Annotated in this window: 19 protein-coding genes and 1 pseudogene; 12 read left to right on the top strand and 8 right to left on the bottom strand. The window is 62.3% G+C overall.

Annotated features, from left to right (window positions below):
• From JV241A_RS24750 to rsd, 4 genes are all read left to right on the top strand, one after another.
• A partial coding sequence (locus JV241A_RS24750; protein WP_134064919.1) for a uroporphyrinogen-III C-methyltransferase occupies nt 1–733 on the top strand: 733 nt, incomplete at its 5' end.
• The gene (locus tag JV241A_RS24745; protein WP_115084743.1) at nt 730–1968 is read left to right on the top strand and encodes a heme biosynthesis protein HemY; all 1239 of its coding nucleotides are present in this window, start codon (nt 730–732) and stop codon (nt 1966–1968) included. The genes JV241A_RS24750 and JV241A_RS24745, both read left to right, overlap by 4 nt.
• 216 nt (nt 1969–2184) lie before the next feature.
• The gene (locus JV241A_RS24740) at nt 2185–2706 is read left to right on the top strand and encodes a disulfide bond formation protein B (protein ID WP_115084745.1); all 522 of its coding nucleotides are present in this window, start codon (nt 2185–2187) and stop codon (nt 2704–2706) included.
• 226 nt (nt 2707–2932) lie between these two features.
• Nucleotides 2933–3403: a sigma D regulator gene (gene rsd, locus JV241A_RS24735; RefSeq protein ID WP_115084747.1), complete on the top strand. Its 471-nt coding sequence runs from the start codon at nt 2933–2935 to the stop codon at nt 3401–3403.
• A gap of 15 nt (nt 3404–3418) precedes the next feature.
• Here rsd and JV241A_RS24730 read toward each other — a convergent pair whose 3' ends face one another.
• The gene (locus JV241A_RS24730) at nt 3419–4060 is read right to left on the bottom strand and encodes an FKBP-type peptidyl-prolyl cis-trans isomerase (RefSeq protein WP_233674103.1); all 642 of its coding nucleotides are present in this window, start codon (nt 4058–4060) and stop codon (nt 3419–3421) included.
• Between the two features lie 250 nt (nt 4061–4310).
• Between JV241A_RS24730 and JV241A_RS24720 the strand changes: the two genes are divergently transcribed.
• Nucleotides 4311–5357 (top strand): AlgP family protein, encoded by a 1047-nt coding sequence (locus JV241A_RS24720; RefSeq protein ID WP_134064918.1) that lies wholly within the window; start codon nt 4311–4313, stop codon nt 5355–5357.
• Here the strand turns inward: JV241A_RS24720 and JV241A_RS24715 are convergent.
• On the bottom strand, nt 5333–5815 hold the full coding sequence (locus JV241A_RS24715; RefSeq protein WP_134064916.1) for a TIGR02444 family protein: 483 nt from the start codon (nt 5813–5815) through the stop codon (nt 5333–5335). The two genes, JV241A_RS24720 and JV241A_RS24715, sit on opposite strands and share 25 nt — an antisense overlap.
• A 50-nt stretch (nt 5816–5865) precedes the next feature.
• On the opposite strand from JV241A_RS24715, the gene abc-f reads away from it, so the two are divergent.
• From abc-f to JV241A_RS24700, 3 genes are all read left to right on the top strand, one after another.
• The gene (gene abc-f, locus JV241A_RS24710) at nt 5866–7776 is read left to right on the top strand and encodes a ribosomal protection-like ABC-F family protein (protein WP_115084998.1); all 1911 of its coding nucleotides are present in this window, start codon (nt 5866–5868) and stop codon (nt 7774–7776) included.
• Nucleotides 7776–8363, top strand: coding sequence for a mechanosensitive ion channel family protein (locus JV241A_RS24705; protein ID WP_115084754.1), 588 nt, complete (start codon nt 7776–7778; stop codon nt 8361–8363). The genes abc-f and JV241A_RS24705 overlap by 1 nt, the downstream gene beginning before the upstream one ends.
• Nucleotides 8364–8446: 83 nt before the next feature.
• Nucleotides 8447–9079 carry a LysE family transporter gene (locus JV241A_RS24700; protein WP_115084756.1) on the top strand — a complete coding sequence of 211 codons (633 nt, stop codon included), beginning with the start codon at nt 8447–8449 and terminating at the stop codon, nt 9077–9079.
• A gap of 61 nt (nt 9080–9140) precedes the next feature.
• Here the strand turns inward: JV241A_RS24700 and JV241A_RS24695 are convergent, their stop codons facing one another.
• The 4 genes from JV241A_RS24695 to JV241A_RS24680 are packed head-to-tail and all read right to left on the bottom strand — an operon-like array spanning nt 9141 to nt 12275.
• A complete protein-coding gene (locus JV241A_RS24695; protein WP_115084758.1) occupies nt 9141–9881 on the bottom strand; it encodes a penicillin-binding protein activator LpoB in 741 nt (246 codons plus the stop codon).
• Between the two features lie 3 nt (nt 9882–9884).
• Entirely contained in the window at nt 9885–10472 is a 588-nt protein-coding gene (lpoB, locus tag JV241A_RS24690) for a penicillin-binding protein activator LpoB (protein ID WP_115084760.1), read from the bottom strand.
• A gap of 24 nt (nt 10473–10496) precedes the next feature.
• On the bottom strand, nt 10497–10868 hold the full coding sequence (locus JV241A_RS24685) for a YcfL family protein (protein ID WP_115084762.1): 372 nt from the start codon (nt 10866–10868) through the stop codon (nt 10497–10499).
• A 9-nt stretch (nt 10869–10877) separates the two neighbouring features.
• Complete coding sequence (locus JV241A_RS24680) at nt 10878–12275, bottom strand: hypothetical protein (protein ID WP_115084764.1); 1398 nt, start codon at nt 12273–12275, stop codon at nt 10878–10880.
• A 345-nt stretch (nt 12276–12620) separates the two neighbouring features.
• Between JV241A_RS24680 and JV241A_RS24675 the strand changes: the two genes are divergently transcribed.
• Together JV241A_RS24675 and JV241A_RS24670 are read left to right on the top strand one after the other, a co-directional pair.
• On the top strand, nt 12621–14519 hold the full coding sequence (locus JV241A_RS24675) for a cytochrome c/FTR1 family iron permease (RefSeq protein WP_134064914.1): 1899 nt from the start codon (nt 12621–12623) through the stop codon (nt 14517–14519).
• A gap of 60 nt (nt 14520–14579) precedes the next feature.
• On the top strand, nt 14580–15038 hold the full coding sequence (locus JV241A_RS24670; RefSeq protein ID WP_115084767.1) for a YaiI/YqxD family protein: 459 nt from the start codon (nt 14580–14582) through the stop codon (nt 15036–15038).
• Between the two features lie 157 nt (nt 15039–15195).
• On the opposite strand, the gene elbB is transcribed toward JV241A_RS24670, so the two are convergent.
• Nucleotides 15196–15864, bottom strand: a complete 669-nt coding sequence (elbB, locus tag JV241A_RS24665) for an isoprenoid biosynthesis glyoxalase ElbB (RefSeq protein WP_115084769.1) — start codon at nt 15862–15864, stop codon at nt 15196–15198.
• A 113-nt stretch (nt 15865–15977) separates the two neighbouring features.
• Between elbB and JV241A_RS27845 the strand changes: the two are divergent.
• A pseudogene (locus JV241A_RS27845) lies at nt 15978–16604 on the top strand (sterol desaturase family protein); the annotation flags it as partial.
• Between the two features lie 501 nt (nt 16605–17105).
• Here the strand turns inward: JV241A_RS27845 and JV241A_RS24655 are convergent.
• On the bottom strand, nt 17106–17750 hold the full coding sequence (locus JV241A_RS24655) for a DedA family protein (RefSeq protein ID WP_166675748.1): 645 nt from the start codon (nt 17748–17750) through the stop codon (nt 17106–17108).
• Between the two features lie 207 nt (nt 17751–17957).
• Here JV241A_RS24655 and hemB point away from each other — a divergent pair, with 207 nt between their 5' ends.
• Complete coding sequence (gene hemB, locus JV241A_RS24650) at nt 17958–18968, top strand: porphobilinogen synthase (protein ID WP_134064912.1); 1011 nt, start codon at nt 17958–17960, stop codon at nt 18966–18968.
• The last annotated feature ends 3 nt before the right edge of the window (nt 18969–18971 follow it).

Genomic DNA, 18971 nt, shown 5'->3' with positions numbered 1-18971 from the left:
GCTCGGCCTCGGCGCCAGCCGCAAGGACTGGCGCCTGGCCGAAGCCGAGCACCTGCTGCGCCTGGCCAGCCTGCGTCTATCCGCCTTGCAGGACATCGTCAGTGCCCGCGAGCTGGTCAAGGGGGCAGACGAAATCCTCCGTGAACAGAGCGACCCGGGGTCGTTTGCCGCCCGCGAGCAACTGGCCAAGAGCCTGGCCACCCTCAACAGCGTCCAGCAGCCCGATCGCACCGGCCTGTTCCTGAAGCTGGCAGCCCAGCGCGAGCAAGTGCTGCAGCTCAGTGCCCAGTCGCCGGAGTTCAACAGCAATGCCGATGCGCTGGGAGCCCTGACCGCTGATGGTGATGGCGCCAGTCGCTGGTCGCAGTGGTGGGCCGAGCTGTCCAAGTACTTCCAGATCGATTTCAACGCGGACGACAATGTTCGTCCACTGCTGGCCGGGCAATCGCTTAATCAGTTGCGCCTGGCCCTGAGCCTGACGATCGAGCAAGCCCAGTGGGCTGCGCTCAATGGCGAAGCCAAGGTCTATACCCAGGCCCTGGATGACGCCAGGAGCGTGCTGTTGGCCAATTTCAACCCGGACAACCCGCAGAGCCAGGCAATGCTTGCCGCTCTCAACGAGCTGGCCGAGCAGCCGGTTGCGGTGGTGGTGCCGGACCTGGCAGACAGCATCAGTGCCGTTCAGGCCTACCTTGAGCGCCGGCATCTGCCGGTCGAGGAGGCCAAGCCATGAAGCGCGTCTACCTGCTGGCGGTGGTGGCCATTGCAGTGGCTGCTGCGCTCGGGATCGCGATCGCCAAGCACAGCGGCTATGTGCTGATCTCCTACGGCAGCTTTCGCTATCAGTCGGGCCTGTGGGCAGCCCTGGCGGCGCTGGCCGGGATTATCCTGGCGGTGCTGCTGGTGCGCTACCTGGTCGGCCTGGTGCTGACTTCAGGCGGGGTGGTCAACCCCTGGTCGCGGCGCAACCGCAGCCGTCGCACGCAACTGGCCATCGAGCAGGGCCAGCTGGACCTCGCCGAGGGTCGCTGGGCCAGCGCTCAACGTCACCTGCATCGCGCTGCCGAAGCCGAGCGTCAACCGCTGCTGTACTACCTCGGCGCCGCGCGTGCCGCCAATGAGCTGGGCCGCACCGAAGACAGTGACAACCTGTTGGAGCGTGCCCTGGAGCGTCAGCCCGAAGCCGAGCTGGCCATTGCCCTGAGCCACGCCCAGTTGCAGATGGACCGCGGCGACAGCGACGCGGCCCTGGTTACCCTGCAGGCCATGCAGGAGCGTCATCCGCACAACGTTCAGGTGTTGCGCCTGTTGCAGCGTCTGTATCGCGAGCGTGGCGACTGGTCAGCACTGATCCGCCTGCTGCCTGAGCTGCGCAAGGACAAAGTGCTGCCGGCGCCGGAGCTGGCTGAACTGGAGCGCCGTGCCTGGGGTGAGAACCTGAGCCTGGCGGCCAGCCGCGAAGGCGATGAACAGACCGCGCGGCAATCCCTTGAGCGCGCCTGGCAGCAGCTTACCGCTGCGCAGCGTCAGGAACCGCCGCTGGTGCTGGCCTATGCCGAGCAGCTACGCCAGCTGGGTGCTGAAAGCGAGGCCGAGCAGGTCTTGCGTACAGCCCTCAAGCGTCAGTACGAAAGCCATCTGGCCCGGCTGTACGGGTTGGTGCGCGGCGGCGACCTGGCTCGCCAGTTGCAAACGGCCGAAGGCTGGCTCAAGGAGCATCCTGACGATCCAAGCCTGCTGCTCACCCTGGGCCGCCTGAGCCTGCAGAACCGCTTGTGGGGCAAGGCGCGGGATTACCTGGAAAGCAGTTTGCGTGTGCAGCGCAATCCCGAGGCCTGTGCCGAACTGGCACGCCTGCTTGCTGGCTTGGGTGATACCGAACGCAGTAACCAATTGTTCCAGGAAGGTCTGGGCATGCTTGATGAGCGTCTGCTGGCATTGCCACTGCCAGAGGTCGTGCGAGCTTGAGTTACCCATGGGCGCGCCGAAAAACGCGGGCCCATGGGCTTGAGCCAATTTCCTGCGTTAGCCGGTAAGTTTTCCTTCAAATACCTACGCATTTTTCTTGCTGAGTTCGGGATACTTCCCCAGTCGTTCAGGGACTTGTCCCGACTGTCTTGCCTTGATACAAGCCGCGCCTTTCCTCTACCGTTATCGCCTGTCTATTGCGCTCCTGGATTCGCCATGTCGTTGGCCCGCTTGCGTTCACTATTCTTCCCGGCGTTGCTGGCATCGATACTGGTCCAGGCTGCCGCCTATTACCTGGAATTCGGCATGGGCCTGGTGCCATGCCCGCTGTGCTACAGCCAACGCCTGTTCCTGGGCGCGTTTGCCGTGGTCTGCCTCTGCGCGGTGGTGCATTCCCCGGGGCGTCTGGGTACCCGCATCTATGCCGCTCTGGCGCTGTTCTTTGCCGCAGGTGGCGCGCTGCTCGCCGCCCGGCACGTGTGGCTACAAGGCAATCCGGCGCTTTCAAGCACCGAGTGCGAACCGGCTTTTGACTACGTTATCGAAAGCATGCCAACGCTCCAGGTCATCAAGGCAATGGTCATCGGCAGCCCCGATTGCGTGCCTATCAACTGGAGTTTCCTGGACCTGACCCTGCCTGAATGGAGCCTGTTGTCCTTTGTGTTGCTGGCAACCTTGCCGACCTTCCGCCTGCTCGGCCGCACCCGCCCCCTGTTCACCCGCGCAGTAAAAAACTGAGGCGAAGTTTTTCACAGTGCAAGCGACCGGCGGCAAAGGATGGTCGGATTAAACACTTGTATGAACTTTGTCGCGTGCGTACCTTGAAGGCTAGGGCGCACGGGAATAATCTCCCTGCACGCATACCGAAAACACAGCTGCTCGATGCCGCTCTGCTGATTCCACCTTTGCTCTGCACATTTGCGGCGCGGGGGCAGGGGCATTACCCAGAAGGGAAGAGATCGCCATGCTAGATAGTTGTCAGAATGCTCAGGAACGCTGGGGTGGGGTTCATAAGCTCATTGACCGCTGGTTGGACGAGCGTGCAGAGCTGGTGACGGCCTTCCGCGAGCTGCGTGATGCCAAGCCGGCGTTTGCCGACAAGGACAAGAACCGTGACTTCTGTGCGGTGCTGATCGATTACGTGTCAGCGTGGCATTTCGAAGTGAGCGAACAACTGGTCAGCGAAGCCAAGGCGTTTGGTGATACTCGCGGCCTCGAGCTGGCCAAGCAGATCAGCCCTCGCATCGACGCCATCACCGAAATCGCTTCGGCTTTCAACGATCACTGCGACAAGGGCAACTGTAACGACCCTGAACGTTTCGCGGAAAAGCTGGGCAAGCTCGGCAGCCTGTTGCATGAGCGTTTCGAGCTCGAGGATTGCCTGATCGAAGTGCTGCATACTGCGCACAGTGAAGAAGGCGCGGTGCAGGCCTGACGGTGCTGCCGACCCTCAGTCGGCAACCCCGAGCAGTTCGATCTCGAACACCAGCGGCGTATAGGGTGCAATCAGGTCACCCGCGCCATCGGCGCCGTAAGCCTGCGCCGAAGGGATCACCAGCCGCCATTTCGCCCCGGTCGCCATCTGCGGCAATGTCACCTGCCAGCCCTCGATAACACTGTCCAGATTGAACCACTGTGCCTGCTGGTTCTGATCGAACACGGTCCCGTCCGGCAACTTGCCAACATAGCGAACCTGGACTTTGCCTCCCGCTTTGGGTTTGCTGCCAGTGCCGGCCTGCAATTCGCTCACGAGTATGCCTTCAGCCAGTTCACGCACTCCGGGCCTGGCCCGTTCAGTGGCCATGAAACGTTTCTCTGCGCTCAGCAATTGTTCGGTCTGGGCTTGAACTGCAGCCTCGTTGGCCTGGGCATCATGTTCACTGAGTATTGCCGTCATGCGCTCTTTGCTCAGCGCCAGCGGCTTGTTCTGATAAGCCTGGCGCAACCCTTCGATCAAAGCATCGAGTTGCAGGCCGGGAACTTCGGTACGCAGGCGTTCACCCAGGCTGGCGCCCAGGCTGTAGGCCAGGTCATGGTCACTTGTCGAAGTAGTTTCAGGCGCTGCAATTAACGATGTCGGCAATAGCAACAGGGTAAGGATTAGATAGCGCGGCACAGGCTCGCTCCTGCTTCAGAGGAAACAAAGTATGCCAGCCTTCGCTCGTCACTTCGTGTAAATATCAGCAACACTTTGTGCAGCATCTACACTTGTTTCCAGCTGCAGCGATAACAACTTTGCCCAGGCATGCAACGCGGCGCATTTAATACTGTCAACATGCCCTAGCGGCGGTAGCAGCAGAAGCATAGTATGAGCCGCAATCTCGTCAGCCAGGAGGTAAACCATGTCGGCCAATAAGAAGCCAGTAAGTACGCCGTTGCACCTGCTCCAGCAACTCTCGGACAGCCTGCTCGATCATTTGGAAAATGCCTGCTCGCAAGCGCTGGCTGATGCTGAAAAACTGCTCGCCAAGTTGGAAAAACAACGGGGTAAGGCACAGGAAAAACTGCACAAGTCCCGTCTTAAACTGCAGGACGCTGCCAAGGCTGGCAAAGCCAAGGCACAGGGCAAGGCCAAGGACGCTGTGGCCGAACTGGAAAAGTTGCTCGACAATTTGAAGGACCGTCAATCGCAAACGCGCACCTACATCCTGCAACTCAAGCGTGACGCTCAGGAAAGCCTGAAACTGGCCCAGGGTGTTGGCAAGGTCAAGGAAGCCGCCGCCAAGGCGTTGACCCTGCGTTCGGCCAAACCTGCTGCAGTGGCTGCTGCCAAGCCAGCCGCCAAACCTGCTGCCAAGGCACCGGCCAAAGCCGCGAGCAAACCTGCTGCCAAGCCTGCGGCAAAACCGGCCGTTAAAGCCGCCGCCAAACCAGCAGCCAAGCCTGCTGCTAAAGCACCCGCGCGCACTGCTGCAGCCAAGCCTGCTGCTGCCAAACCGGCCGCCAAGCCTGCTGCCAAAGCCCCTGCCAAGCCTGCGGCGAAAACTGCAGCGGCAAAACCGGCAGCCAAGCCGGCAGCTAAACCCGTTGCGGCAAAACCTGCCGCTAAACCTGCCGCTAAACCAGCAGCGGCAAAACCAGCAGCCAAGCCAGCCGCAAAAGCTCCGGCCCGTACCGCTGCAGCCAAACCGGCCGCGGCAAAAGCCCCGGCTAAGCCCGCTGCCAAACCTGCCGCGGCAAAGCCCGCCGCCAAGCCAGCCGCTAAGCCTGCTGCCGTAAAAGCACCCGCCAAGCCTGCTGCAAAGCCCGCTGCAGCCAAACCAGCAGCCAAGCCGGCTACTCCAGCAGCACCGGCAGCAGCCGCTGCTCCTGCACCGGCAGCCGCTGCGTCGTCTGCACCAGCAGCTTCGGTAACACCGGCCGCTCAGACCCCGTCTTCGGCGTCCTGAGTCGTCAGCATCACGGCGCGCAGCCTGTGCAGCGCGTCGTGATGCGCACCGGCGCCTTCGGGGGCCAGCCAGCTTATCCAGTCCAGTGCGGTTTCGGGCGTTGCTGCCCAGTCCTTGCAGGCCGTCTCAAGGCGCTCCAGCAGGATGCGTTCTGCCGCTAACTCCAGACCTTTTACCTGCTCGCGCAATCCCGTCAATTGCGGATCCCTGGCTGCCTCGTCTCGCCAGGACTGACGCAGGGCGCGCAGTGGTTTCACCACTTCGGTTTGCCAGGTCTCGGCCAGCTCCGTGAGCTGTCGCACCCGTTGTTCGTTCGCTGCTACGCCACGGGCACTAAGCCAGATGCCGCACAGCAGCAGGCAGACGTCGCCACCCAGGTCCTGCCATTGCAGGCAGGCGGCTTCCACGCCTGGTCGGGCGTAAAGCTTCAGGGCAAAATTCCACAGGTCGGTGTGCATGGTCCCACTCGCGCCAGTTGCCGACGAAGCTGGTAGACTCCGCGGCCATTATGATCAGACTATCGAACCTCACTTTACAGCGTGGTCCACAGCGCCTGCTAGAAGGCGCCGAGATGACCCTGCACGCCGGTCATAAAGCCGGCCTGATCGGTGCCAACGGCGCCGGTAAATCCAGCCTGTTCGCCTTGCTGCGCGGCGAGTTGACGCCCGACTCCGGTGACTGTCAGCTGCCTGCGGACTGGCGCATCGCGCACATGCGCCAGGAGGTCGATACCCTCGACCGCCTGGCGGTCGACTATGTACTCGACGGCGATGCCCGCCTGCGCAAGGTCCAGGCCGACCTGGCTGCGGCCGAAGCCGCCCACGACGGCACTGCGCTGGCACGCCTGCACATCGAACTCGACAGCGCCGACGGTTATACCGCCGACGCCCGGGCGCGCAAGTTGCTGGCGGGTCTTGGCTTTACCAACGAGCAGATGGACCGCCGGGTCGGCGACTTCTCCGGTGGCTGGCGGATGCGCCTGAACCTGGCCCAGGCACTGATGTGCCCGTCCGACCTGTTGCTGCTCGATGAACCGACCAACCACCTGGATCTCGATGCCATCCTCTGGCTGGAAGACTGGCTCAAGGGCTACCCCGGCACGCTGCTGCTGATTTCCCACGACCGAGACTTCCTCGATGCCGTGGTCGATCATGTCGCCCATGTCGAGCAGTGCAAGCTGACCCTCTACCGTGGCGGCTACACCGCGTTCGAGCGCACCCGTGCCGAGCGTCTGGCGCAGCAGCAACAGGCCTACGAGAAGCAACAGGCCCAGCGCGCGCACATGGAAAAGTACATCGCCCGGTTCAAGGCCCAGGCTACCAAGGCCCGTCAGGCGCAGAGCCGGATCAAGGCCCTGGAGCGCATGGAAGAGCTGTCGGCGGCCCATGTCGATTCGCCGTTCGACTTCGTCTTCCGCGAGTCGGAGAAAATCTCCAGCCCGTTGCTCGATCTGTCCGAAGGCCGTCTGGGCTATGGCGACAAGACCATCCTCGAGAAGGTCAAGCTGCAGCTCACGCCGGGTGCCCGGATCGGCCTGCTGGGCCCGAACGGCGCTGGTAAGTCGACCCTGATCAAGAACCTCGCCGGTGAGCTGGAGCCCCTGAGCGGGCGCCTGGTGCGTGGCGAGAACCTCTCGGTTGGCTACTTCGCCCAGCATCAGCTCGACTCGCTGGACAACAAGGCCAGCCCGCTGCTGCACCTGCAACGCCTGGCGCCGACCGAGCGCGAGCAAACGCTGCGCGATTTCCTCGGTGGCTTCGACTTCCGTGGCGGGCGCATTGACGAGCCGGTGCTGAACTTCTCCGGCGGCGAAAAAGCCCGCCTGGCCCTGGCCCTGATTGCCTGGGAGCGGCCGAACCTGTTGCTGCTCGATGAACCGACCAACCACCTGGACCTCGAAATGCGCCTGGCGCTGACCATGGCCCTGCAAGAGTTCAGTGGCGCGGTGCTGGTGGTCTCCCACGACCGCCACCTGCTCAAGAGCACCACCGATGACTTCCTGCTGGTAGCCGACGGCAAGGTCGAGGCTTTCGATGGCGATCTGGACGACTACAGTCGCTGGCTGGTCGAGTACCGTCAACGCAATGCTCCGGTGAGCAGCGCGCCGGTCAATGCCGACAAGACCGACAAGAAGGCTCAGCGCCAGGCCGCAGCGGCCCTGCGTCAGCAGCTGGCACCGCACAAGCGTGAAGCCGACAAGCTCGAGCGCGAGTTGGGCAGCGTGCATGAGCAACTCGCCAAGGTCGACGCCGGCCTCGGCGACAGCGCGCTCTACGAGGCGGCGCGCAAGGACGAGCTGCGTGACCTGCTGGCTCAACAAGCCAGGCTCAAGGTCCGTGAAGGGGAGCTGGAAGAAGCCTGGATGGCTGCCCTGGAGACGCTTGAGAGCATGCAGGCGGAGCTGGAGGCGTTGTCCTGATGGAATCCTTGCAATGGCCATTGCCGGTGGAATGGATCGCACCGTTCTGGCTGGGTTTGCAGATCCTGCTGATCCTTTCGGCGGCGTTCATCCTGCAGCGTGTGGTTGCGCGTTGCCTCAAGCGCCTGGGCGAGCGCTATCCGTTGCCGCCCGAGCTGCTGATGCCGCTGCGCGGTGGCCTGCGCTGGCTGATCATGGGCAGTGCGCTGATCTTCGTCCTCGAACGCCTGGGGGTTTCCGCCACGGTGCTGTGGACCGCCTTGTCCGGTTTCGTTGCGGTGGCGGCAGTGGCGTTCTTCGCCATGTGGAGCGTGCTGTCGAACCTGCTCTGCGCGGTGCTGATCTTTACCGTCGGGCCATTTCGCATCGGTGATGTGGTCGAGCTGGTCGAAACCATCGACAAGCCCGGCGTCAAAGGCCGGGTGGTCGCGATCAACCTGTTGTTCACCACCTTGATCGAACTGCCGGAGGCTGGCGGTGCGCTGGTGCAGGTGCCCAACAGCCAGTTCTTCCAGAAATCGGTACGGCGCTGGCGCGGTGCCGAAGTACTGCCGCTGGTGAGCGAAAGCAAAACTTCGGACAATTGATCGGTCGCAGAAAAAAATCGTGGTGATTTTTTCGCCAGGGCACTAGCTTAGAGGTTTGTAACAAGTTAGTTCCGAGGTGCGCGATGTTATTGGAAACGTGGTTGGCATTTTTTGCCGCTTGCTGGGTAATCAGTCTGTCGCCGGGGGCCGGGGCCATTGCCTCGATGTCCTGTGGCCTGCAATACGGCTTCTGGCGCGGCTACTGGAACGCGCTAGGCCTGCAGTTGGGCCTGGTGCTGCAGATTGCAATCATTGCCGCCGGCGTCGGTGCCATCCTCGCGACATCAGCCACTGCGTTCCAGGTCATCAAATGGTTCGGTGTTGCCTACCTGGTGTATCTGGCGGTCAAGCAGTGGCGCGCGCTGCCGGCTGACATCAGCGACAATTCCGCCGTACGCCCCATCGGCAAGCCGCTGAGCCTGGTGTTCCGTGGCTTTCTGGTCAACGTCAGCAATCCCAAGGCGCTGATCTTCATGCTCGCGGTGCTGCCGCAGTTCATCAACCCGCATGCGGCCCTGCTGCCGCAGTACCTGATCATCATCGCGACCATGGTCACGGTCGACCTGATGGTCATGGCGGGTTATACCGGGCTTGCAGCCAAGGTGTTGCGCCTGCTGCGCACGCCCCGGCAGCAGCGGCGGATGAACCGTACCTTTGCCGGGTTGTTCCTGGGCGCGGCGACGTTGCTGGCGAGTATCCGTCGGGCGCCGGTTTAGGAACCCGCGATAAACTCACCGCACACAAAAAAGGCGACCCGAAGGTCGCCTTTTTGCTTTCTCAGCGCAAAATCTGCGCCGGCTCATCAGGCGGCAAGTTGTTGCGCGCCGGTGCACGTTCGTGCCCCGGTACGCTACCGCCCAGTTGCTCGGCCATCTGCCGCGCAACGTCCATTCCCAACTCCTTCGAGACCTCACGCACCACCCGCGGGCGGTTCAGGGTTACCCGCACATCCTGGCTGTTGACCAGCTTGGTGTCCTGGCCTTCGCCCATGGCGGTGAACGCCGAGGTGATCTCGTAGGTCTTGGTGTTGATCAGGCTGAAGTCGGCCACCAGGCTCAGGCCAAGGATGGCCGAATAGCTGTTGGTGTTGTCCAGGGAGGTGATATCGCGCTGGAAATCGATATCCGACAAGGTGCCGAACAGCACGTAGTCGGCGCCCTTGAAGTTGCCGTTCTTGATGCGCCGGATCACGTCATACACGTCGCCTTTGGCATCGGCGGTGTAGGGCGTGCCCTGAACCAGCTGAAACATCCCGGACTTGAGAATCTCGCCCTTGATGTCACCGGTGAACTTGCGCAGTTCGGTCTGCTCGATGTAGCTGTCGCGGCTCTCGTACTCGCTGTAGCTCGACGAGCCACTGGCGTGGTACATGCTTGCCTGGCCGCTGCTCTGCGCCGAGACCGTGTGGATGTACTGCTCCACACGCTCCTGGTACGCGAGGTCGGTGACCGCGACCTTGGGGGCCGCTTGCACGCTGAACGCGCAAGCCAGGCCCAGAACGCCCATCCATGCACGCATTGCTTAGCGCTCCGTGGTCTTGCGGATTTCTTTTTCGTCCATCCACTCGGCCAGGCCGCTTTCAACGTCGATCAACTGCAGGCTGAACTTGTAGAACACGTCCTTGTAGTCGCTGCTGCGCTTGACGATCGAGCTGATCGAGCCTTCCAGGCGGTACTTGGCGGCGATCATGTTGCCGGTCTTGGCCACAGTGCCCTTCTTGTACAGGCCGCTCTGGTTCTGCAGCTTGAGCTGGTCGACCTGGCTCTGCATCTGGGTGTTGTCGCTGGCGAAGCGGGCGGTGCCGGACTTCATCAACTGGGTCTTGATCGAGGTGGTGATCTCGCGGGTATCGATGTACTCGCTGGTCTTGTTCTTCACGTCATAGACCTGCACCACCGGGCGACCCTGGAGGATGCCGGACTGGGCCAGGGAGCGGGTCATGGATTCGGCGATCATCTGCAGGTCGGTCGAACCGAACTCGTTGGTGACCAGTTCCACGGCCTTGCTGTCGCCGTAGCCGATGTTCTTGCCGCCCAGGACCGGCGACGGGGTGCTGCAGCCGCTGACCAGAGCAATGGCGAGGGCGGCGAGGGAAATGCGTGCAATCATGAAAAGGTGCTCCTGCAAAAATGATTACTGAGACTGAACTTCAAGGCGGAAATCGGTGGCCTGCGGCACGGGTGCGATAGCCGGCAACACGCTGGCCTGCTTGCCGTACAGGGTCACGGTCTTCCAGCTTTCTTCATCGGCAACCGGGAAGCCGTCGTTACCCAGCCAGGCGAAGCGGTAGAACAGGGTTTTGTTGCTGCCGCTGGTGTTGTTCAGCGACACCTTGACGGTCAGGAAGCCGTTCTCGCGCGCAACGCGCATCGGGCCGGTTTCGATGTTCTTCAGTTTGCCCATCTTCACCACCTTGCTGGCGGCGCTGCCAGGCTCTGGCGGTGGCGGGGTCGCGCAACCGGCCAGCAGGGCAGTGACGAGAACGGCGAGCAATTTGATACGCATGACGCTTCCTTAAGGTTGTTTGAGGCTGGCGACGGCCTGACCCGCGGCTTTCGTTTCCACATGCAGGGCTGGACCACCGGCAAAGACCTGGTTGCCGACCACGCGCAGGGTGACGACCTGGAACGGGCGGTCGATCTTCACGCTGACCTGGCTGCCACCCAGGCTCGACGGCAGGCTGAGCTGGTGCTCGCCCTGGCGCAGGCGCACGCGGGCAACCTGGGTTTCGTCAGGCAGGGTGCGCCAGGTGCGGGTGTCGGCACCTTCGGTGATGGTCGAGGCAATACCGACGGCGAGGCCGGCCAACGGGTTGACGTCGTTCAGCTGCTTCTGTGCCACGCCACGGGAGATGGCCCGTACGCTGGTACGCAGGATGATCCCCGGCATGTCGTCACGCAGGGCGCGGCGCGACATGGCGGTGGTGCTGTTGAGGGCGGTCAGCTTCAGCTCGCGGTCATTCAGGTAGATCTCGCTGAAGTGCGCAGTGGAAGTGTCTTCCTTGATCACCGGGAACGACAGCGGGGTGATTACCAGGTTGCCGCTGATTGGCAACGGCAGTGGGACACGCACCGAGTCGCGGGCCGGGGCCAGGCCGCTCTGGATCACGATCAGCACGTCGCTGTCGGTGGTTTTCGCTGCGGGCTTGTCCAGTTCGAGCAGGGCCTGCTCCAGCAGCGGGGTGTTCGGGCGCAGCTCGGCAGCCTTGCGGTAGCCCGGTGCAGCCAGGCCTTTTTCGCCCAGGGCTTCGTACACATAGCCGGACAGGTAGTGGCTGAACGCACTCTGGTAGCTGTTCTTCAAGCCGACCACTTCCGGAGCGTCGAGGCTGGCTACCGGGTAACCCTGGAGCTCCTTGTACTCGGTCTTGACGCCTTCTTTCTCGGCCTCTTCTTCGCGCTTGAGGTACTCCTTGTCGCGCAGCTCGGCGATGACCGCTTCACGCTCGTGGGTCTTCTTGATTTCGGTACGGGCGCCGTCGAAGTCGTTCTGGGCCAGCAGGTTGAGGGCCATCTGCGTGGTCAGCATGACTTTTTCGTAGTCGTAGCCTTCGTAACGGCGGACCTTGTCGTTGACCAGGTAGCTGCCGAACTGGCTCAGGTACTTGTCGGTGTCCAGCTTGACCGACTCTTCCCACTTGAACACCACGTCGTCGGCACTGCGCCAGGCCAGCTGGCTGCCGGCCAGGTCGCCCTTGGAGCGCAGCAGTTCGCCTTTCTCGAAGTAGTAGAGAAGGTCTTTGTCCTCACCCTTGTTGTTCTTTTCCAGCAGTTGCAGGGCAGCGTCGACGTTGCCGCTGCTCAGGTGCTGGTTGGTTTCCTGAAGCTCGCTGTCGTAACTGCGAAAGGCCGAGCAACCAGCCAGTTGGATGGCCGCGACCAGGGTCGCGACGGTGAGGACACGGGATGCCATCTGAATTCTTCTTCCCTGAATTGATGAGAGGCCTGGGGGGCGAGACGGCTGTCATCTCTCTGGCGATATCGCCAAATCCTCTTAAAAGAAGAGCCTAAATTCTTATCCGCTATATAGCGGCGCGGCATTATAAACGCATTTGCTGGCTAATTAATGGCGTTTTGCTTTTTGAATCTGCCGTTGTGCCAGCATTCACATATCGGCCGACGAACGGTTGTTCTTTAGCCGGGAGGGATTCAGGGCTATTTGTCACAAAATTTTTCAAGGATCAGCCTGACAAGCCTTGAGCGAAGGGCAGTGGAAGTGAACAATGCTTTACCTCGTATTTCCATTTGAGAGTCGCTCATGATTCCCCGTTCCCGCTTACTCGCCTGGCTGCTCTGGCCGGTGCTGGCGTTGAGCAGTGCCACACTGCTGGCCGACAGCACCGATGGCGCTGCCAAGGCCCTGCACCTGCTCGATTACATCGGTGCCGATTACCCGGCCACCGTTGAGGCAGGCAAGGTCATTGACGAAGGGGAATACCGCGAGCAGCTCGAGTTCATCGATGTGCTTCAGGGGCTGATCGTCGCCTTGCCTGCGCGTGCGGAGCGCCAGGCCCTGGAGCAAGGTGTGGTCAATTTGCGTCAGGCGGTCAGCCAGCGTCAGGACGGCCTGGGTGTCGCCCGTCAGGCCCGTCTGCTCGGCGCGCAACTGGCGGTGGCTTATGAAGTCAGCCAGGCGCCGATCATTACCCCGGACCCGAGCCGCGGCGCGCCGCTGTATGCCCAGCATTGCTCGGTGTGCCATGGCGATACCGGCGCTGGCGACGGCCCGGCCGGCCTCGGCCTGACCCCGCCGCCGGCGAACCTGCGCAGCGCCGAGCGGCTCGACCGTTTGAGCCTGTTCGACCTGTACAATACGCTCGGCCTGGGTATCGAAGGCACCGACATGCCGTCGTTTGCCGACCAGCTCGACGAGCGTCAGCGCTGGGACCTGGCGACCTATGTCGCCAGCTTCACTGCCGATCCGGCCAAGGCCAAGGGTGACAAAGCCTACAACCTCGCCGACCTGGCCCGTCAGACGCCGGCCGAAGTCGAAGCCAGTGAAGGGCCGCAAGCGCTTGCCCGGTTCCGCGCCCAGCGTGCCCAGCCGCCACAGGTTCAGCGTGGCCCGGCGCAACTGCTGGAGTACACCGCCAGTACCCTGGACAAGAGCCTGGCGGCATATAAGTCCGGCGACCACGAACAAGCCTATGACCTGTCGGTAGCGGCCTACCTGGAAGGTTTCGAGCTGGTTGAAAGCTCGCTGGACAACGTTGATGCCAACGTGCGCAAGGACACCGAAAAGTCACTGATGGCGTACCGGCAGTCACTGCAGGACGGCTTGCCGCTGGAGCAGGTGCAACAGCGCCTGGATGCGGCCAAGGCCAAGCTCAAGGATGCCGCCGGCCTGCTTGGCGGTGATGGCCTGAGCTGGTCGCTGAGTTACATTTCAGGCCTGCTGATCCTGCTGCGCGAAGGCCTGGAAGCAATCCTGGTGCTGGCGGCGATCCTCGCCTTCCTGCGCAATACCGGCCAGCAATCGGCGGTGCGCAGCGTCAACGTGGGCTGGGGCCTGGCCCTGCTTGCCGGGCTCGGTACCTGGGCGCTGGCGGCGTATGTGATTGACGTCAGCGGCGCCCAGCGCGAATTGCTTGAAGGCTGCACGGCACTGTTTGCCAGCGTCATGGTGCTTTGGCTGGGCGTGTGGATGCACGATCGCCGCCACGCGGCGGCCTGGCAGGACTACATCAAGAGCAGCCTGGTCAGTGGCGGCGGGCGCTTCGGTTTTGCCGTGCTGGCGTTCTTTTCGGTGTACCGCGAGTTGTTCGAAGTCATCCTGTTCTACGAAACCCTCTGGCTGCAGGCCGGCCCCGCCGGGCACAACGCGGTGCTGGCCGGTGGCGCCACGGCGCTGGTGCTGCTGGTCGGCCTGGCCTGGGTGATCCTGCGCGGTTCGGCCAAGCTGCCGCTGGCGCTGTTCTTCAGTATCAACGCGGCATTGCTGTGCGCCTTGTCGGTGGTGTTTGCCGGGCACGGGGTCAAGGCCCTGCAGGAAGCCGGGGTGTTCGGTACACGGCCGGTGGCGTTCTTCGATTTCGACTGGCTGGGGATTCATGCCGATGCCTACTCGTTGGCGGCGCAGGTAGTTGCGCTGCTGGCCATTGCCATCCTCTACGGGCGCAGCCGCCTGGCCGAGAAGCGCCGCCAACTGGCGGGCTGATTTGAAGCGAAACGGGTGAGCAGGGATACTGTTCCCCCGTTTTTGTTGGAAATCTGTGCCATGCGTGTGTGGATCGATGCCGACGCCTGCCCCAAGGCGGCCAAGGATCAACTGGTCAAGTTCGCTCTCAAGCGACAGCTGGAAGTGGTGCTGGTGGCCGGGCAGAGCCAGATCAAGCCGGCCTTTGCCTGCGTCAAACTGATCGTCGTGCCCAGTGGTCCGGATGCCGCCGATGATTACCTGGTCGAGCACGCCGTGCCTGGCGAACTGGTGATCTGCAGTGATGTGCCGCTGGCCGATCGCCTGGTCAAGAAGGGTGTTGCCTGCCTCGACCCGCGCGGCAAGGAATTCGACGAGCGCAACATGGGCGAGCGCCTGGCGGTGCGCAACCTGTTCACCGACTTGCGCGAGCAAGGGCAGGTCGGTGGTGGTCAGGCGCCTTATGGCGACCGTGAGAAGCAGGCGTTTGCCAACGCCCTGGACCGGATCCTGACCCGCCTGGCGCGCCAGGTGCCATAGCCGCTGGCTTGGGCTGGCGATCACCCTGTGGGCGCTGGCTTTGCCAGCGATCGAGCGCGCAGCGGTCGAAAGTCAGGCAGCAATGAGGTGTTGACTGTACAGGCCTCATCGCCGGCAAGGCCGGCTCCCACAGTGGATCTGTGCCTCACTCCAGTGTTCAGTCATTCTCGTGGGTCAGTTCCAGCACCCGGTCGACCAGCTTGTAAATGCCACCTGCCGCTTCGCTGATGCTTTTGGCCAGCATGTAGGCCGGGGTGCTGACCAGCTTGCGCTGGGTGTCCTCGACGATGTCATGGACATCGCATTCCTCATGGGTGCCGCCCATCTTGACGATAGCCGCGCTGGTGCCGGCATCGTTACCGATGGTGCAGACCACGCCGGGGCCGTAGATCTTCGCCGCCAGGGCCGGTGAGATGCAGATCAGGCCGACCGGCTTGCCGGCTTCGGCGAAAGCTTCAGCCAGGGCCAGGACGTCCGGGTGCACGCTGCATCCGGCGCCTTCCACGGCAAAATTCGAGAGGTTTTTCGCCGCGCCAAAGCCGCCCGGCACGATCAGTGCGTCAAAGTCCTTGGCGTCGGCTTCACGCAGGTCCTTGACCTCGCCGCGGGCGATCCGCGCCGATTCCACCAGCACATTGCGGGTCTCGGGCATTTCTTCGCCGGTCAGGTGATCGATCACATGCATCTGCGCAATGTTTGGCGCAAAGCACTGCACTTGCGCCCCGCGCTGATCCAGGCGCAGCAGGGTGATCACGCTTTCGTGAATTTCGGCGCCGTCATAAACGCCACAGCCGGAAAGAATCACAGCAACTTTTTTCTGGGTCATGCTCACTACTCCCGATTCGAGGCGCTAAATGTCCTCTAGTTTGGCAGATGTGGCCATAGGGGTTGTGCCATTCCCGGCCTAATCTTGCTGGATAGCCTGGAGATGGATAACCCATGGACCTGATCCTGTTGGCGGTACCGTTTTTCTTCGTTCTGATCGTGGTCGAACTGCTCGCCGACCAGTGGCGGGGCATGCGTACCTATCGCCTGGCGGATGCTATCAACAGCCTCAGCGCCGGGGTGCTGTCGACCACCACCGGCCTGTTGACCAAGGGCGTGGGCCTGGTTACCTACGCCCTGGCCTGGGAACACCTGGCACTGTTCAAACTGCCGGGCGAGGCGCTGTGGGTGTGGGTGCTGGCGTTTGTCTTGTATGACTTCTGCTATTACTGGCTGCACCGTATGGGCCACGAGCGCAACATCCTCTGGGCCGCTCATTCGGTGCATCACCAGAGCGAGGACTACAACCTGTCCACGGCCTTGCGCCAGACCAGCAGCGGCTTCTTGCTGTCTTGGATCTTCTACCTGCCGATGGCCGTGCTGGGCGTGCCGCCGCTGGTGTTCATCACCGTCGCGGCGCTCAACCTGCTGTACCAGTTCTGGGTGCACACCCGGCACATTCCGAAACTGGGCTGGTTCGAATGGCTGTTCATTACCCCGTCCAATCATCGTGTCCACCATGCGCAGAATCCTCTGTACTTGGATCGCAACTACGGCGGAGTGTTCATTGTCTGGGATCGTCTGTTTGGCACCTTCCAGGAAGAGGATGACAACGAGCCGGTGATATTCGGCGTGACCACGCCGCTGGCCAGCTGGAACCCGCTGTGGGCCAACCTGCAGTTCTATGCCCAGCTATGGAGCGATGCGCGGCGGGCCGAGCGCTGGTGGGACAAGCTGCGGATCTGGTTCATGCCCACTGGCTGGCGCCCGGATGACGTGGCCCGGCGTTATCCACAGGCCAAGCAGGACTTGAGCCGCTTCGAGAAGTTCGAGGTGCCCCTGGCCTGGCCGCAGCAGCTTTATGTTGTTGTGCAGTTCGCGGCTTATGTGGCGTTGGGTAGTTACTTGATGGAGCACGCCGAGCAGCTGTCGGTCGGCGCATTGCTGCTGGGCTGGGGCTTGATGGCGTTTGGTTTGTTCGTGCTGGGCACGGCGCTGGAGAACCGGCCCTGGGCCTTGAGGCTGGAGCTGCTGCGTCTGGGGTTGAATGCCCCGGCCATGCTGCTGGCCGGGACTACCGGCTTATGGCCGGTCACCGCCCTGGCTTGGGTCTTGCTGCTTGGCTACAGCTTGCTCAGCCTGTTCGGCCTCTACGGCAGCCGCTTCCTTGCGCGCAACGCGGGCAGCCTTGAATCGCCGGCGCAGCCACAGGCAGCCGCCGAGCACCAGCAGGCCGCCGAGCACCCATAGCTCGTATTTCTTCACGTTGCCCAGAAGGCCTTCGAGAATGGCGCCGAAGTGATAGGCAGCGGCGCCCAGGGCCAGGGCCCAGATGGCTGCGCCAATGCCGTTGAGCAGCAGGTAGCGGCGCGGCGGGTAGCCGGACAGGCCGATGGCCACCGGCATCACCGTGCGCAGGCCATAGACGAAGCGGAAACTCAGAACCCAGATGTCCGGATGACGGCGAATGTGCTCCAGCGCACGGTCGCCCATCATCTGCCAGCGCGGTTTGCGCGCCAGCAGTTTGCGCCCATGGCGGCGCCCCATGAAGTACCACAGCTGGTCGCCCGCGTAGCTGCCGAAGAAGGCCACTACGACCACCAGGTTGATATCCATGTATCCGCGGAACGCAAGGAAGCCTGCGAGAACCAGGATGGTCTCACCTTCGAAAAACGTGCCGAGAAAAAGGGCAAAGTAGCCGAAATCCTGCAGGAATTGTTGGAGCATTTTCTGGGTGCTGGCGAAATGAACGCGCAGCCTAACCCTTCGTGGCCTTTGGGGAAAGTGTCCAAATGTGTCTCGACGTGAACATTTCCTACAAGGACAATGACTGCGTCCTCAAGTCGCAGGGTTGCCCTTGGCTGTCATACAGGCGTCATAATGGCCGCTTATAACTGTCGCGCTCGCCCGCCTGCGCGGGCTCAGGAGTCTGCCGTGAGCTTTACCCCCGCTAACCGTTTGTTTCCTGCCACCCGTCTGCGTCGCAACCGTCGTGACGACTTTACCCGTCGTCTGGTTCGCGAAAATGTTCTGACTGTCGATGACCTGATCCTCCCGGTGTTTGTCCTCGATGGCGAAAACCGCCGCGAAGAAGTCGCCTCGATGCCGGGCGTCGAGCGTTTGTCCATCGACCTGTTGCTGGAAGCTGCGCAAGAGTGGGTAAAACTGGGCATTCCGGCCCTCGCGCTGTTCCCGGTAACCCCGGTGGAAAAGAAATCCCTCGACGGCGCCGAAGCCTGGAATCCCGACGGTATTGCCCAGCGTGCCACTCGTGCCCTGCGTGAGCGTTTCCCGGAACTGGGGGTGATCACCGACGTTGCCCTGGACCCATTCACCACCCACGGCCAGGACGGCATTCTCGATGAAGAAGGCTACGTCCAGAACGACATCACCGTCGATGCCCTGGTACGCCAGGCGCTGTCCCATGCCGAAGCCGGTGCCCAGGTGGTCGCACCATCGGACATGATGGACGGCCGCATCCAGGCCATCCGTGAAGCCCTGGAGCTGGCCGGTCACGTCAACGTACGGATCATGGCCTACTCGGCCAAGTATGCCAGCGCCTATTACGGCCCGTTCCGCGATGCGGTCGGCTCGGCGCTGAACCTGGGCAAGGCCAACAAGGCCTCCTACCAGATGGACCCGGCCAACAGTAACGAGGCCCTGTACGAAGTGGCCGCCGACCTGTCGGAAGGTGCCGATATGGTCATGGTCAAACCGGGCATGCCGTACCTGGATATTCTTCACCGGGTCAAAGACGAATTCAAAGTGCCGACCTTCGTGTACCAGGTCAGCGGCGAGTACGCCATGCACATGGCGGCGATTCAGAACGGCTGGCTCAGTGAAGGGGTTATCCTTGAATCCCTCACCGCTTTCAAACGGGCGGGCGCCGATGGCATCCTCACCTATTTCGCTGTTCGCGCTGCTCAATTGATGAGAGGGCAGTAACGC

This window comes from Pseudomonas sp. JV241A, assembly GCF_900275665.1.
Classification (GTDB): Bacteria; Pseudomonadota; Gammaproteobacteria; order Pseudomonadales; family Pseudomonadaceae; genus Aquipseudomonas; species Aquipseudomonas wadenswilerensis.
This window is presented reverse-complemented; position numbering and strand designations above follow the sequence as displayed.